This is a genomic window from Streptomyces sp. NPDC054757 (assembly GCF_053612185.1).
Genome location: NZ_JBSHBW010000002.1, coordinates 201,832 through 216,386 on the forward strand (window position 1 = coordinate 201,832; position 14,555 = coordinate 216,386).

General features: G+C 67.8%; 15 protein-coding genes. 6 read left to right on the forward strand and 9 right to left on the reverse strand.

Going from position 1 to position 14,555, the window contains the following annotated elements:
- Positions 1-173: 173 nt before the first annotated feature.
- The 3 genes from ACWGKJ_RS03675 to ACWGKJ_RS03685 all read right to left on the reverse strand — a co-directional run bounded on the left by ACWGKJ_RS03675 (position 174) and on the right by ACWGKJ_RS03685 (position 3,106).
- Positions 174-1,508: an Nramp family divalent metal transporter gene (locus ACWGKJ_RS03675; RefSeq protein ID WP_385030257.1), complete on the reverse strand. Its 1,335-nt coding sequence runs from the start codon at positions 1,506-1,508 to the stop codon at positions 174-176.
- Between the two features lie 2 nt (positions 1,509-1,510).
- Entirely contained in the window at positions 1,511-1,738 is a 228-nt protein-coding gene (locus tag ACWGKJ_RS03680) for a hypothetical protein (RefSeq protein WP_385030260.1), read from the reverse strand.
- A gap of 210 nt (positions 1,739-1,948) precedes the next feature.
- Complete coding sequence (locus tag ACWGKJ_RS03685) at positions 1,949-3,106, reverse strand: ferritin-like domain-containing protein (RefSeq protein ID WP_453315664.1); 1,158 nt, start codon at positions 3,104-3,106, stop codon at positions 1,949-1,951.
- A gap of 1,240 nt (positions 3,107-4,346) precedes the next feature.
- Here ACWGKJ_RS03685 and ACWGKJ_RS03690 point away from each other — a divergent pair.
- On the forward strand, positions 4,347-4,568 hold the full coding sequence (locus ACWGKJ_RS03690) for a hypothetical protein (protein ID WP_385030266.1): 222 nt from the start codon (positions 4,347-4,349) through the stop codon (positions 4,566-4,568).
- Positions 4,569-4,572: 4 nt separating this feature from the next.
- On the opposite strand, the gene ACWGKJ_RS03695 is transcribed toward ACWGKJ_RS03690, so the two are convergent.
- Positions 4,573-5,112 carry an NUDIX hydrolase gene (locus tag ACWGKJ_RS03695; protein WP_385030269.1) on the reverse strand — a complete coding sequence of 180 codons (540 nt, stop codon included), beginning with the start codon at positions 5,110-5,112 and terminating at the stop codon, positions 4,573-4,575.
- Positions 5,113-5,352: 240 nt separating this feature from the next.
- Positions 5,353-5,748 carry a superoxide dismutase, Ni gene (gene sodN / locus ACWGKJ_RS03700; RefSeq protein WP_385016473.1) on the reverse strand — a complete coding sequence of 132 codons (396 nt, stop codon included), beginning with the start codon at positions 5,746-5,748 and terminating at the stop codon, positions 5,353-5,355.
- A 142-nt stretch (positions 5,749-5,890) separates the two neighbouring features.
- Here sodN and sodX point away from each other — a divergent pair, with 142 nt between their 5' ends.
- Entirely contained in the window at positions 5,891-6,316 is a 426-nt protein-coding gene (gene sodX, locus ACWGKJ_RS03705) for a nickel-type superoxide dismutase maturation protease (RefSeq protein ID WP_385016477.1), read from the forward strand.
- Here sodX and ACWGKJ_RS03710 read toward each other — a convergent pair.
- Positions 6,220-6,849, reverse strand: coding sequence for a CGNR zinc finger domain-containing protein (locus tag ACWGKJ_RS03710; protein ID WP_385016479.1), 630 nt, complete (start codon positions 6,847-6,849; stop codon positions 6,220-6,222). The genes sodX and ACWGKJ_RS03710 overlap by 97 nt on opposite strands.
- A gap of 293 nt (positions 6,850-7,142) precedes the next feature.
- Here ACWGKJ_RS03710 and ACWGKJ_RS03715 point away from each other — a divergent pair, with 293 nt between their 5' ends.
- Together ACWGKJ_RS03715 and ACWGKJ_RS03720 are read left to right on the forward strand one after the other, a co-directional pair.
- Complete coding sequence (locus ACWGKJ_RS03715) at positions 7,143-7,832, forward strand: class I SAM-dependent methyltransferase (protein WP_385017061.1); 690 nt, start codon at positions 7,143-7,145, stop codon at positions 7,830-7,832.
- Positions 7,833-8,358: 526 nt separating this feature from the next.
- On the forward strand, positions 8,359-8,706 hold the full coding sequence (locus tag ACWGKJ_RS03720) for a putative cross-wall-targeting lipoprotein signal domain-containing proteiin (protein WP_385016482.1): 348 nt from the start codon (positions 8,359-8,361) through the stop codon (positions 8,704-8,706).
- A 168-nt stretch (positions 8,707-8,874) separates the two neighbouring features.
- Here the strand turns inward: ACWGKJ_RS03720 and ACWGKJ_RS03725 are convergent, their stop codons facing one another.
- Genes ACWGKJ_RS03725 through ACWGKJ_RS03735 form a run of 3 tightly spaced genes read right to left on the reverse strand, consistent with a single transcriptional unit; the run spans position 8,875 to position 11,572 of the window.
- Positions 8,875-9,660 carry an amino acid ABC transporter ATP-binding protein gene (locus ACWGKJ_RS03725; RefSeq protein ID WP_385016485.1) on the reverse strand — a complete coding sequence of 262 codons (786 nt, stop codon included), beginning with the start codon at positions 9,658-9,660 and terminating at the stop codon, positions 8,875-8,877.
- Positions 9,657-10,592, reverse strand: coding sequence for an amino acid ABC transporter permease (locus ACWGKJ_RS03730; protein ID WP_385016488.1), 936 nt, complete (start codon positions 10,590-10,592; stop codon positions 9,657-9,659). Before ACWGKJ_RS03730 ends, ACWGKJ_RS03725 begins: the two co-directional genes overlap by 4 nt.
- A 29-nt stretch (positions 10,593-10,621) precedes the next feature.
- Complete coding sequence (locus ACWGKJ_RS03735) at positions 10,622-11,572, reverse strand: ABC transporter substrate-binding protein (protein ID WP_385016490.1); 951 nt, start codon at positions 11,570-11,572, stop codon at positions 10,622-10,624.
- 575 nt (positions 11,573-12,147) lie between these two features.
- On the opposite strand from ACWGKJ_RS03735, the gene ACWGKJ_RS03740 reads away from it, so the two are divergent.
- Entirely contained in the window at positions 12,148-13,362 is a 1,215-nt protein-coding gene (locus tag ACWGKJ_RS03740; protein ID WP_385016493.1) for an NAD(P)-dependent malic enzyme, read from the forward strand.
- 154 nt (positions 13,363-13,516) lie between these two features.
- Complete coding sequence (locus ACWGKJ_RS03745; protein WP_385016496.1) at positions 13,517-14,482, forward strand: zinc-binding dehydrogenase; 966 nt, start codon at positions 13,517-13,519, stop codon at positions 14,480-14,482.
- Positions 14,483-14,555 lie beyond the last annotated feature (73 nt).

The following is a 14,555-nucleotide window of genomic DNA, read 5'->3' on the forward strand; positions in this document are numbered from 1 at the left end:
TAGTTCGGGCTTTGTCTCAGTGAGGTGTGAGCGCAGCCCGTAGGAGGGGAGCGGGAGGCCAGTGGCGATGGGTCGCAGTCGCAGGTGAGGTGGGCGGTTGCGCGTTGCTGCCGGGGCGCCTGCCGTTCGCCGGCCCTGTCAGCTGAAGTCGTCGGGAGACGTGGGCAGAAGGGTCAGCCGAGGAATTGCTGGTAGAGCAGTGTGGCGTTCAGGGCGGTGATGGTGGCCGTGGCCGCCCACATGCCTTTGGTGAGCCAGGACGGGTTGGTGAAGCCTCCCATGATCGTCTTGTCGCGTGTGATGAGCACGAGCGGGACCAGGGCGAAGGGGATGCCGAGGCTGAGGATGACCTGGCTCAGTACGAGGACGGCGGTGGGGTCGGCTCCGGCGAGCAGGACGGCCAGGGCCGGGAGCATGGTGATGGCTCGCCGGGCGAAGAGCGGAAGGCGCAGGCCGAGGAAGCCGGACATGATGACCTGTCCGGCGTAGGTGCCGACGCTGGAGGAGGAGATGCCCGCGGCGACGAGCGCGACCGCGAACGCCAGCGCGGCACCGCCGCCGACCAGCGTCGAGAGCTCGGCGTGCGCCTGGGCGATGCCGGCTACCTCGTGGCTGAGGGTGCCGTGGAAGAGCTTTGCTGCGATGAGGAGCATGACGAGGTTGACGGCGCCGGCGGCGCCGAGTGCGAGGGCGATGTCGCAGCGTTCGTAGCGGAGCACGGTGCGGTGTTCCGTGTCCGTGCCGCAGCTGATCCGCTGGTTGGTCAGGGCGGAGTGGAGATAGACGATGTGTGGCATGACCGTGGCGCCGACGATTCCGGCGGCGAGGTAGACCGTGCCCTGGCCGCTGAGGTCGGGCAGCAGGCCGCCGAGGGTGGCGCGTGTGTCGGGGCCGATCCGGAACAGCTCGTAGGCGAAGCCCGCGCAGACGATGACGAAGAGGAAGGCGATGGCGCGTTCGAAGGGGCGGTAGCCGCGGGTCTGGAGGGCGAGGACGAGGAAGGCGGCCGCTGCTGTGATGAGTCCGGCAGCGAAGAGGGGGACGCCGAACAGCAGGTTGAGGCCGATGGCCGCACCGATGAACTCGGCGAGGTCGGTGGCCATCGCGACGAGTTCTGCCTGTGCCCACATGGCCCAGAGCACGGGGCGGGGATACCGCTCGTGGCACAGCTCCGGCAGGGTGCGCCCGGTGACGATCCCCACTTTCGCTGACAGGTACTGGATGGGCATCGCCAGGATGCTGGCCACGAGCACCACCCACACCAGCTGATATCCCGTGTGTGCACCGGCGTAGATATTGGTGGCGAAATTTCCCGGATCGACATAGGCGATAGCGGCAACGAAGGCCGGGCCGAACATCGACCATGCGGCACGCAGCCGCCGCGAACGGCTCGCACCGGTCTCTGTCGGTGTGGGCCGGACAGGAGTGGTTTCCGGGAGCCGGTCTGCCGCGAGCGCCGGAGTCGAGGGCGGCGCAGTGTCGTTTTTCGTGACAAGGGATCCGGTCATGATCAGCTGACCGTGGTGATCAGGTAGGCCAGGGCCCCAGCCGTGAGTATGCAGACTGACGCTGCGCGTAGAGGGGGTGCCAGCCTGCGCCACATTTCAACGCGGCGTCGGCAGCCGGCCGGGACGAGGCCGAAGGCCACGCGTTTGTATGCCTCCAGGTACACGGTCATGGCGGTGCCACCGAGCAGCCCCAGCTCCATCAGGGTGATCGCCCACTGCGTTGCCTGCACCGCTGCTCCATCCGACGTTCTGGTGGGACCTGGTCCCTCAACAGACCTTTGTGAAGTCGTGGTTGAGGTGGGCGACCCGCGCACCGCGCAGACGCAGGAGATGGGTTCGTGCGTCTGCACGGTGCGCGTCGGGTCAGTAGTCGGCAGCGTTGAGGGTGATCTCGCAGATCAGCGAGCAACGCCCGGTCGCTGTCGAGTGGTGAAGGGCTGTCACGGAGCCGGCGTGTGGTCCGATTCGTTGGATGCGCCGGCAGAGGCATCGGCGGCCTGGTTGTTCCTGCGGGTGATGGCGGCGGCTCCGGCCACGGTGGCGGCGGCGAGCGTGGCTCCGCCGACGACCATGCCGGCCTTCTGGGTGTTCTGGGTGCCGCCGCCACCGGTGGCCATGCCGCCGACCGGGGTTCGGCCGGTGTCGTTCGCACCACTGGTGTGGATGGAACCGTTGACTCCGGCGGGGAAGAACCCTCCGGAGGTGGCCTTCTTCGGCGTGAGGTAGACGATGTTGAGGACCTGCTCGGTGCTGCGGCCGAAGGCCAGACCGTTGTTGTCGGCGGGCACGATGTTGGCCTTGCCGTTCTTCACGATGCCCTGGTCGTCGTCGCTCGGCCCGTCGAGGCTGTCCCGGGCGTCCGAGATCTTGCCCGCCTCGGTGGCGAGGTCGCGCTCGAACAACGCCGTCCGGATGTTCGCGGCGTGGTACGCCTCCACGGCGAGGATGCCGGCTGCGGCGCCGAGGTAGGTCTTGTTGCTGATGAGGGGGGCCGCGCCCTTGTATGCGGTGACGCCGACGTCCTCGAAGATGAATGCCGCCAGCAGGAAGTTGTTGTCGTTGGCGTAGGGGTCGAACGTCTGGTTCGGACCGATGAGTCCTGCGGCGCGGGCGGCAGCGGTGAAGCTGCTCTGGATGTCGATCTTCGGCTGGGCGACGGCGGACGAGCCGAGTGCGCCGCGCAGGAACGCGACGTGCTCCCGCTCGTCGCGGGCTATCTCCTCGGCGTACTGGCGCACCGAACGAGAGCGGAACTTGACCTGGCGCCCGCCGCTGACACTGCCCCGGGTGCCCTTGCCTGTGGTCAGGGCGTCGGGGAGGCCGTACCCGTTGACCGCGTAGGAGTAGAACTGGCCTTCCAGGTACTCCAGGTTGAGCGCGAAGTTGAGGATCGCCGCGTCGCTGATCGCACCGGAGTCGCCTCCGGACGGGCCGTCGGACACGGCCGCTGCTGCGGCAGGTGTGGCGGCCGCACCCACGAGACCGGCACCGACCACACCGAGCCCGGCCGCACCCGCGCCCCTCATGAACCGGCGGCGGTCGACGCCGTTCTCGGCACTGCGGGTGATCAGTTCACGCACATATTGTTTCCCGAACACAGCGGAACCCTTCCAGTCGATCATGCTTGTTGAGGGGGAGGAGAGTCGGCACATGAGATGCCCGGGGCCGGATCGGTGCCATCGGCTCAGCGCCCGGCCGTTCATTCCGGGGATCCGGCCAGTGGCGACCCGATGGGGCGGACGCCACTGTGACTGCTCCGGCGAACCCGTCATGGGCAGCTGAAGGCTCCGAATTTCCGAGGTGCCGGACAGGAAGTGGGATCGGCCGCGCCGGGCCTCGGCCGCCCGCCGTGACGCGCAGTCCCGAGGCGCACACGAGGCCATCCACAGGTCAGCGCCAACTCTCAGGTGAGCCCGTCACAGACGAGCAGTGTGGTTGTTCTTCGACCGGCCCTCCCCATAGGAGAAGGGCCGGGTCTATACATCCCGCGCCGCAAGCACGACACGCACAGGTAAAGGCCATTTCCCCCGGTCGGCTCTATACCGTCCTGCTCCTGGCCCCCACGGGCTGGCCGACGGGCAGCACCTCACGTAGGTGGGCCGCCATCGAGGGCGCTGCGCGGGGCGGGACGAACGACAAGTGAACGCGCGAGGCGCAAGCTCGTCCGAGTCGCCGGTACGAGGAGGGCCGCTACAGCGACGGGTACGGAAACGGCTACGGTCGCCGCAACGGACTGCTCGGCTGACTGCTCAGCGGTCTTCTCTGACCTGGCCGAGCATTGGCCGACGGCGAGGCCAGCGTGGTGCAGCGGTCATCTCACCTGCCAGCCCTACGCCGGCCGTTCTGGCAGCCCGACCCTCCTCCGGCGGGCTGCCAGAACGCTGCCACGAACCGGCCCTCGACGCGGAACGCGCCCCCTTCAATCGCTGACGGGCCGCAGGTCAAAGGCCCCGATCCCAGCCGCGCGATGTCCGTGACGTCACCCCTGGTCGACACGCGTTTGGTTCACCCCGCGAAGCGCGCTTTCCGGCTGCGAGAGTGAAGCGATGGGCGCTCTCCACCCCACGTGGACCGGGTGCTCGTGGGATAGGCCCGCACCATCCGGCGAGACCGCTGAACGGGCCGTCGCCCGTCACCGCGCACGGACTCGCGCCGCTGCCGCTCGAGCCCTCGCCTACGGCAGCGGCCAGGCAGCGGCACGCATCAAACACGCAGTCGGCCGGGTGACATCCACGGGATTCCGCATGGCGGAGTTCGGTGTCCGGCCAGGGGGGAGGCGAGTTCCCGGAGTGTGTCGATGACCTTGGCCAGGTCGGGGGTGCCTGGTGAGTAGTCGGCATGGTGGCTGCCGATGCCTACTGGCTGGCCGGCACCCAGCTCCAGCTGGGCAAACTGGATGAGGCATGCGCCAGCGCCGGCCTCGCTCTCGACCTCACCGCAGCTATCGACTCGCCACGAGTGAGCGGCCACGTCCAGGAACTCCACCGCCGAATGCTGCCGTACGCACGTGAGGTCCCCGTCCTCGCCTTCGAGCAACGCATGCGCGACACCCTCGGCTGACCTCCTAGGCGCTGCCGGTCGCCTCGTCCAGCAGCAGATACAGCAGCCCGACCAGGCTGCCACTGCTGACGACCTCGCGGCGGTCGATCATGCCCCGGATCTCCGAGATCGGGATCCACTCGATCCGGTCGGACTCATTCACCTCGGTCGGCGGGCCCGCATACGAGGCGGCCTCCGCGCGGAATACGAAGTGCTCGGAGTCGGTGATGCCATTCGCGGGCTGGGCGTAAACCAGCGGTTTGACGCCCTCCACCCGCCAGCCGGTCTCCTCCTCGACCTCGCGGGCGGCAGCCTGCTCAGGGGTCTCGTCGGCTTCGATGAGGCCCATCGGGAGTTCCCAGCCCCAGGTGTCGGTGATGAACCGGTGCCGCCACATCATCAGCACGCGCTTCTGATCGTCGACCACGGCCGCCACAGCCAGGTGCCGCATCCGGACCACATGGTGTTCCCACCGCCGCCCATCGGGCTGCTGGACGTCCACGAGCCATAGGTTGACCCACGGGTTGCTGTAGATCTGCCGCTCGCCATGGACGGTCCACTGCATGAGCCCAACTCCCTTGCTATGGCTGGGCTCCAGGATGTCACTCTGACGAGAATTCGTCCGCCCGGACGGATCTCCGATGCAGCAGCGGAAGGCAAGTACCCCGCACCGGACACCCGGAACCGAACAGCAAAGACCGCACCCGGCCCGCCATGGCCGCCGTCTTCGGCGGCCTGCGGACCGGGTGCGGTCAAATAGACCGGGCGACCAAAGAGATCGCCGGTCGAACGGCTTGATCGGGGATCAAGCCTTCTTGGTCTCCCAGAAGATCTTGTCGATCTGGGCGATGTAGTCCAGGGCCTTCTGGCCCGTGGCCGGGTCCGTCGAGCCCTTGGCCGTCGACAGCGCCTTGAGGGTGTCATTGACGAGCTGGTGGAGCTCGGGGTACTTCTCGAAGTGCGGCGGCTTGAAGTAGTCGCTCCAGAGCACCGAGACGTGGTGCTTGGCGAGCTCCGCGCGCTCTTCCTTGATGACCGTGGCACGGGCACGGAAGTGCGGGTCCTCGTTGGCCTGGTACTTCTCCTGGACGGCCTTGACGGACTCGGCCTCGATACGGGCCTGGGCCGGGTCGTACACGCCGCAGGGGAGGTCGCAGTGGGCGCTGACCTGCACCTTGGGGGCAAACAGGCGGGAAAGCATGGAGCTGTCCTTCCTCGTGATCGTCTTCTCGGGTGGGACATTACTCCGTGAGAGGCCCGATTTCGCGAGTGCCCCCTGGGGCTTAGGACAAAAGTCCAGGGTCAGTATGGGACTGGTGGACGATCGGACCGGGAGGTACCGGATGACGGATCAGGGGCGGGAGAGCCAAGCTCCGTTGGGTGTGGCGGAGGTGAAGGGGCCGTCCATGATGCCCACCCTGCTCCACGGTGACCAGCTGCTGGTGCACTACGGCGCCGAGTTGCGTCCGGGTGATGTGGCGGTGCTCCGCCATCCGCTGCAGCAGGATCTGCTGATCGTGAAGCGGCTGATCGAGCGGCGCGAGGGGGGCTGGTGGGTGCTGGGGGACAACGCGCACTCCGAGGGTGTCGACAGCCGCGCGTTCGGCACCGTTCCCGAGGATCTGCTGCTCGGGCGGGTACGGGCCAGGTACCGGCCCATCACCCGGGGCCGTCAGCGCTCGGCCGGTGTGGTGCTCTCCTGGCTGGCGTCGGCGGTGCGTCCGGTGCTGGCCGACCGTGCGGTCTCCAGGCGCTTGCGCGCACGGTAGGCGGCCACGTTGGCGCGGGTCGCGCAGCGGTCCGAGCAGTAGCGCCGGGATCGGTTTGTCGATGTGTCGAGATACGCGTTGCGGCACGGCGCCGCCTCGCACAGGCCGAGCCGGTCCACCCCGTACTCGGTGAGATGGAAGGCCAGCCCCATCGAGGCGATGGCCGCGTAGCCGGATGTCGCGTTGGACGGGTGGTCGGCCAGATGCATGTGCCACAGCGGCCGGTCGTCGTCGTCCCGGTGGTCGTGGCCCGAGATCTGCGGCGAGACCGGGAACTCCAGGAGCAGTGAGTTCAGCAGGTCGACGGCCAGGGTCTCGTCCCCCTCGTCCGCGGCCCTGAACACGGCGCGCAGCCTGCCCCTTACCGAGCGGAAACGGGTGACATCGGCGTCCGTGGCGCGCCGGGCCGCCGAGGCGTTGTCGCCGAAGAGCTCACGCACCGCGTCGACCGAGGTCAGGGAGTCCTTGTTACGGGCCGGCTCCTCGGTGTTCACCAGGCGCACGGCGTAGTCCGAGTAATAGGCCAGTTCCACTTGTAGTCCTTACGGAGGCGGTCTAGTGTCGACGGTCGGGCGGCCGTAATGGCTGCTCATCCTTCGAGGGTATTACTTGAGGGTCTGAGTGCCTGAGCATCCGAGCACCTGAGTACCCGAGTGGTGCTGTGGACGGGCTCGCGGCGGCGGGATCAGTGGAGGAAGCAGTGACGGATTCGGGATCGGCGGCAGAGTCGGCAGAGGGAGCAGGGTCGGCAGAGGCAGCAGGGTCGGCAGCGGGTACGGACTGGCAGTCCTGGCAGGAGAGCTGGGACCGCCAGCAGGAGTGGTACATGCCGGACCGCGAGGAGCGGTTCCGGGTCATGCTGGACATGGTCGAGGCGCTGGTGGGAACGGCACCCCGGGTGCTGGATCTCGCGTGCGGTACGGGAAGTATCACGGATCGGCTCCTCAGGCGGTTCCCCGGAGCCACCAGTACGGGCGTCGACCTCGACCCGGCGCTGCTCGCCATCGCGGAGGGATATTTCGCCGGTGACGAGCGGGTCGCCTTCGTGACCGCCGACCTCAAGGACCCTGGCTGGACCGCGCTGCTGCCCCACCGTGAGTACGACGCGGTGCTCACCGCGACCGCCCTGCACTGGCTGCATGCCGAGCCGCTCGCCGCGCTCTACGGGCAGATCGGCTCCCTTGTCGTGGACGGCGGCGTGTTCATGAACGCCGACCACATGATCGACGACCGGACACCGCGGATCAACGCGGCGGAGCGCGCCCACCGGCACGCCGCCATGGACCGCGCCAGGGCGGCGGGCGCAGTCGACTGGGCGGACTGGTGGGCCCTGGCGGCCAAGGACCCGGTACTCGCCGGACCGACCGCCGAGCGCTACCGGATCTACGGTGAGCACGCGGACGGGGACATGCCGTCCGCGCGGTGGCACGCGGGCACCCTGCGTGCGGCCGGTTTCGCCGAGGCGCGGAGCGTCTGGGCCTCGCCGTCCGACACGCTGGTGCTCGCCGTGAAGTAGGGCGCCGCGGAGGTGACACGAGGAAGAGTGCGATCGTTTCGACGATGAGACACCTTGAGCGAATATCACTGAGTGCACCGACCGGCACACTCGGTTTTAGAGCAGGGCACACTCACGCGACCAACTCCCGGGTCGGGGGGTATCAGAACCGCGCCTCGCTTCGTGGGTCACCGCTAGCGGCTAGCTCACGCTGCATCCGATACCCACCGGCAAGATGTGTCCGCCGTGCCGTCCAGTAGAAGACCCATCAGTTTCGGCTCGATCGACTCCGTGATAGCAACGGAAAATCCGAAAAATCCGGTGATGTCTAATTCGATTCCAGCCACTTGCGTATCTGCGGCCTTGTCCAGGAATTAAAACCGTTGACACGAGTGTGTGTTACAAGAAAAGATGCTCAAGGTTGTCAACGCTGATGCGATATCAGTGCGGCCGTTGAAGTCCGACCAGGATGAATCTAGGACCTCGTAAGGTTTGATTCCGCTTCCGCTGGAACGCCGTGGAAGCATTTCTGTAGGGGGATTCTGTGATGGGTAAGAGAAAGATCGTGACGGCACTCTGTTCCGTAATGCTCGGTGCCGCTGCCTTGGTTCCTTTGTCTGCGACGACGGCAAGTGCTGATCCCACATGTGGCTATCTGGTCACCCAGTCGTCCACAAGTAATGGGGCGAAGGTGTACACCGAGGCGCCTAAGTGTGGACAGCAAGTGCAGGCTGTTGCGAATTGCCTGAAGATCGGCGCGAGCGCAAAGGTTTACGGCAACATACGCACAACCGCTGGGTACAGCACCGCCACATGCGGCAGTACCGCGGAAGTGACGCAGAAGGGGTACCGAATCAAAAAGAGTGGTTCCTGGGGCTCTATATACTGGTTTTAATCAGTGAATAAAGCCGTGGGCAAATTGTAAGCCCGCATCACTAAGCCGGAGCAGCAATTGGATCTATGCTGCTCCGGCTTAGTCGCTATTTGAGGAAGGGCTGTCCCGAGCGAGACAGTTGCCCGGTCCCATACTCGAGGGCGAGCTTCCTGTGGGAGGGCAACGGCCTTACAGCACCTTCGACAGGAACGACTTCGTCCGCTCGTGCTGCGGATCGGTCAGGACGTCCCGCGGGTGGCCCGACTCGACCACCACACCGTCGTCCATGAAGACCAGCGCGTCGCCGACCTCCCGGGCGAAGCCCATCTCATGGGTCACGACGATCATCGTCATTCCGTCGTCGGCGAGCCCGCGCATCACGTCCAGGACGTCACCCACCAGCTCCGGGTCGAGCGCCGACGTCGGCTCGTCGAAGAGCATCAGTTTCGGCTCCATCGCCAGTGCGCGGGCGATGGCAACCCGCTGCTGCTGGCCACCGGAGAGCTGCGTCGGATAGCTGCCCGCCTTGTCGGAGAGCCCCACCCGGTCCAGCAGCCGCTCGGCACGGGTACGGGCCACGGCCTTCGCCTCGCCGCGCACCTGGACCGGCGCCTCCATCACGTTCTCGATGGCCGTCATGTGCGGGAAGAGATTGAAGCGCTGGAAGACCATGCCGATGTCCCGGCGCTTCAGGGCGACTTCGCTGTCCTTCAGCTCGTAGAGCCGCTCGCCCTTCTGGCGGTAGCCGACCAGGTCCCCGTCGACGTACAGCCGCCCGGCGTTGACCTTCTCCAGGTGGTTGATGCACCGCAGGAACGTCGACTTCCCGGACCCCGAGGGGCCGATGAGGCAGAACACCTCACGCGGGGCGACCTCCAGGTCGATCCCCTTGAGCACCTGGGTCGGGCCGAAGGACTTGTGGACGCCCTCGGCCTTCACCATCGCGGTCTTCCCGGCCTTCACCGTCGCCGTCATGCGGACACCCCCGAACGGTTGCTGAAGGAAGCCAGATTCGCCTTGACCCGCTGGAACGGGGTCAGCGGCAGGCTGCGGCTGGAGCCGCGCGCGTAGTAGCGCTCCAGATAGAACTGGCCGATGGAGAAGAGGGTGGTGAGCACCAGATACCAGGCGGCGGCCAGGAACAGCATCTCCACCGCGGCCCCGGACGTCTGCCCGATGTCCTGGGCGGTCCGCAGCAGCTCGTAGAACTGCACCGCGGCCACCAGCGACGTGGTCTTCAGCATGTTGATGACCTCGTTGCCGGTCGGCGGCACGATCACCCGCATCGCCTGCGGCACCACGATCCGCCGCAGCGTCTTCGCATGGCTCATACCGAGCGCGTGCGCCGCCTCCGTCTGGCCCTCGTCGACCGCGAGCAGCCCCGCACGGCAGATCTCCGCCATGTACGCGGCCTCGTTCAGGCCGAGACCGAGCAGCGCCGTCAGCAGCGGCGTCATAAAGCTCGACCAGTAGTCCTTGTAGATCGGACCGAGGTTGATGTACTGGAAGACCAGGCCCAGGTTGAACCAGACCATCAGCTGGACGAGGACCGGGGTGCCCCGGAAGAACCAGATGTAGAACCACGAGATCGACGCGGTCACCGGGTTCTTGGAGAGCCGCATCACCGCGAGGACGACGCCGCCGACGATGCCGATCAGCATCGAGAGCACGGTGAGCAGGAGTGTCTGGCCGACACCGTGGATGATCCGGTGGTCGAAGAAGAAGTCCGGGATCGCCCCCCAGTTGATTTTGCCCTGGGAGAACGCGTAGACGATCGCCGCGAGCAGCACGACGGCGACGGTCGCGGCGACGTACCGCCCGTAGTGCCGGACCGGGATGGCCCTGATGGCCAGCGGTCCGGTGGGCGGCGCCTCGACGGGGCCCGCCTTTTCCATGTCAGCAGTCATAGGTGATACCTCTCAGCGCCGGCGTCCGGTCAGGATCCGCCGTTGAGCTTGGCCTCGGTGACCGCGCCCTGCTCGGCGCCCCACTTGGCGAGGACCTTCTTGTACGTACCGTCCTTGATGATGGCGTCCATGGCCTGCTGGATGGCCTTGGTGAGCTGGTCGTTCCCCTTCGCGACGGCGATTCCGTACGGGGCGGCCTGGACCGTCGGGCCGACGATCTGGAAGTCCTTGCCGCCGCCCGATGTCTTCACCGCGTACGCGGCGATGGGGGAGTCGGCCGAACCGGCGTCCGCGCCGCCCGAGCGCAACCGGGTCTGGGCCTGCTGGTCGTCGTCGAAGGCCTGGATGGAGAGCTTCTTGCCGGCCGGACACTTCTTCGCCTGCGCCTTGGCGAGATCGTGGGAGACCGTGCCGCGCTCCATGACGATCGTCTTGCCGCAGAGGTCGGACCAGTCCTTGATGCCCTCGGTCTTGCCCTTGCGAGTGTAGATCGACACGCCGGTTGTGTAGTAGTCGACGAAGTCGACGCCCTCACCGACCTTCTTGCCCTTTTCTAGCCCGTTCTGGCGGTCCTTTGTGTCGGTCATCGCGGACATCAAGATGTCGTAGCGCTTCGCGCGCACGCCGGCGATGAGTGTCTCGAACGTCCCGTTCTCGAACTGGAACGTCACCCCGAGCTGTTTGCCGAGCGCCGCGCCCAGATCGGGGTCGATCCCGGCGACCTTGCCCGAGCCGTCCTTGAACTCGACGGGCGCGTACGCGATGTCGGAGCCGACCTTCACGACGCCCTTGTCCCGGACGGCCTGCGGCAGCAGATGGGCGAGCGGGGCCTTGGCCGACGCACTGTCCCCCTTGGGCCCGTCGTTCTTGGTCTGGTCGCCGCAGGCGGACAGCAGCAGTGCGCCGGCGACCGCGATCGCGCCGACCGCGGCTGTCCGGGACTTCACTGCGGTCGGGCGGCGAGTGGAGCGTGCGGTCATGGTGGTGGTCCTCCGGCGGATCGGACAGATGGCGGATCGGACAGCGCGATGCTGGAGCCGCGGCACACGGTTCTCCGGTGCCACGGCCATGTGTGGATGACGGCATCTTGCCAGCCGTACTGGTCCAATCAGGTCGCTGGTCATGTCAAAATCGGGTAACGGGTCACCCCCGTTCTCCACTTGGCCGGTACGGCACGACCGGACCATCTGCTGGCAAACGCACCTTCCGCCGGAGGATCTCCGGTGCGCCCCGCGCCGTTCCGGGGCGCGTCTCGAAGGATGGACTTCTTCCGCGGTACGGGGCCCACCTGCCCGGATATCCCGCTATGAGCCATCTCACCGCGTCGGTGCGGACTCGATATGGACTCGTCCGATGTGCGGTCCATCCGGTAGAACAGACGGTTACACCCCTCATCCGGGGCTCAGGGCGCGTGTGCGGCGCGCCCGCGCGTATGTACCTCCCCCCGCCCGGCGGGCCAACCGGCCGGCGCGGGGCACATACGCGGTGCCCGCCCACCCCTCCTCAACCAGGAGTGGCCACCCTCAACTGATGAAGACTTAAGGGGTAACAACCAATGGCAGCGGAGATCGTCAATCCTCGCAGCGAAAGCTTCACCGCCTCCTCGCAGGAGGAGGAGACCTTCGACCCGGTCTTCGCCCTGCACCGCGGCGGAAAGATGGCCGTCCAGGCCACGGTGCCGGTGCGCGACCGGGACGACCTGTCCCTCGCGTACACGCCGGGCGTCGCCAAGGTGTGCAGCGCCATCGCCGAGAAGCCGGAGCTCGTCCACGACTACACCTGGAAGTCGCAGGTCGTGGCCGTCGTGACGGACGGTACGGCGGTGCTGGGCCTGGGCGACATCGGCCCGGAGGCCTCCCTCCCGGTGATGGAGGGCAAAGCCATCCTCTTCAAGCAGTTCGGCGGTGTCGACGCCGTCCCGATCGCGCTGGCGACCACCGACACCGACGAGATCGTCGACACCGTCGTGCGGCTCGGCCCCTCTTTCGGCGGCGTCAATCTGGAGGACATCTCCGCGCCGCGCTGCTTCGAGATCGAACGCAGGCTCCAGGAACGGCTGGACATTCCGGTCTTCCACGACGACCAGCACGGCACCGCCGTCGTCACGCTGGCGGCCCTGCGCAACGCGGCGATCCTCACCGGACGCTCGCTGGGCCAGCTGCGCGCGGTCATCTCGGGGGCGGGCGCCGCGGGTGTCGCCATCGCCAAGATCCTCATCGAGGCCGGGATCGGCGATGTCGCGGTGTGCGACCGCAAGGGCATCGTCTCGGCCGACCGCGAGGACCTCACCGAGATCAAGCGGGAGGTCGCCGGTTTCACCAACAAGGCGGGCCTGACCGGCTCGCTGGAGACCGCGATGGCCGGGGCGGACGTCTTCATCGGGGTCTCGGGCGGTACGGTCCCGGAGCCCGCGGTCGCCTCGATGGCCGAGGGCTCCTTCATCTTCGCCATGGCCAACCCGAACCCGGAGATCCACCCCACGGTCGCCGCCAAGTACGCGGCGGTCGTCGCCACCGGGCGCAGCGACTTCCCGAACCAGATCAACAACGTGCTGGCGTTCCCGGGGATCTTCGCCGGGGCGCTCCAGGTGCGGGCCTCACGCATCACGGAGGGCATGAAGCTCGCCGCTGCTGAGGCGCTGGCCGCCGTGGTGGCCGACGAACTGAGCGCGGACTGTGTCATTCCGTCGCCGTTCGACGAGCGGGTCGCCCCCGCGGTCACCGCCGCGGTGGCCGCCGCCGCCCGCGCGGAGGGCGTGGCCCGGCGCTGAGGCGTCCCGGACACGACGCCCCTGGTTGCCCCGGCCTGCCCACGCCTGACGCCTCACGGCGCGGCTCGGCGGGGCGCCTCGCCCCGGCCCAGTGCAGGGAGCGTCACACTCGTGGCCGGTTCCGTACGGAACCGGCCACGCCTATGGTCGGGACATGTTCGCCGCCTACGCAGCCCGCATCGACCGCGACCGCCCGCTCAACGGCCTTGAGCTGGGGGAGCGTCCGGCCCCCGTGGCCCGGCCCGGCTGGACCACGGTCGACGTCAGAGCCGCCTCCCTCAACCACCACGACCTCTGGTCGCTGCGGGGTGTGGGACTCGCCGCCGACAAGCTCCCGATGATCCTGGGCTGTGACGCGGCCGGGGTCGACCAGGACGGCAACGAGGTCGTCCTGCACTCCGTCATCGGGCAGACCGGTTACGGGGTCGGGCCGCGGGAGGGGCGGTCCATCCTGACCGAGAAGTACCAGGGCACCTTCGCCGAGCAGGTCACCGTCCCCGAGTGGAACGTGCTGCGCAAGCCGAAGGAGCTGAGCTTCGAGGAGGCCGCCTGCCTGCCCACCGCCTGGCTCACCGCGTACCGCATGCTCTTCACCAACGCCGGTGTGCGGCCCGGCGATTCGGTGCTCGTCCAGGGTGCGGGCGGCGGGGTGGCGACGGCCGCCGTCGTGCTCGGCAAGGCCGCGGGGCTGCGGGTGTACGCCACCAGCCGGGACGAGGCCAAGCGCAGGCGGGCCGTCGAGCTGGGCGCGGTGGACGCCTTCGAGCCGGGCACGCGGCTGCCCCAGCGGGTGGACGCCGTCATCGAGACCGTGGGGGCCGCCACCTGGTCACACTCCGTCAAATCGCTCAAGCCGGGCGGCACTCTGGTGATCTCGGGCGCCACCAGCGGCTCCGACCCCGTCTCGGCCGAGCTGACCCGGATCTTCTTCCTGGAGCTGAAGGTCGTCGGCTCGACCATGGGGTCCAAGGACGAGCTGGAGGACCTGCTCGCGTTCTGCGCGGCCACCGGGGTGCGCCCGGTCATCGACGAGGTGCTGCCGCTCGACCGGGCCCGCGAGGGCTTCGAGAAGATGGCGTCGGGGGAACTCTTCGGCAAGATCGTGCTGACGGGCGCGTGAGCCCGGCCGGTCGGCCGGTGACGACGATCGGGTCGTGGTCCTGGCCCGTCGGCCGGCGACCACGACCGGGTCC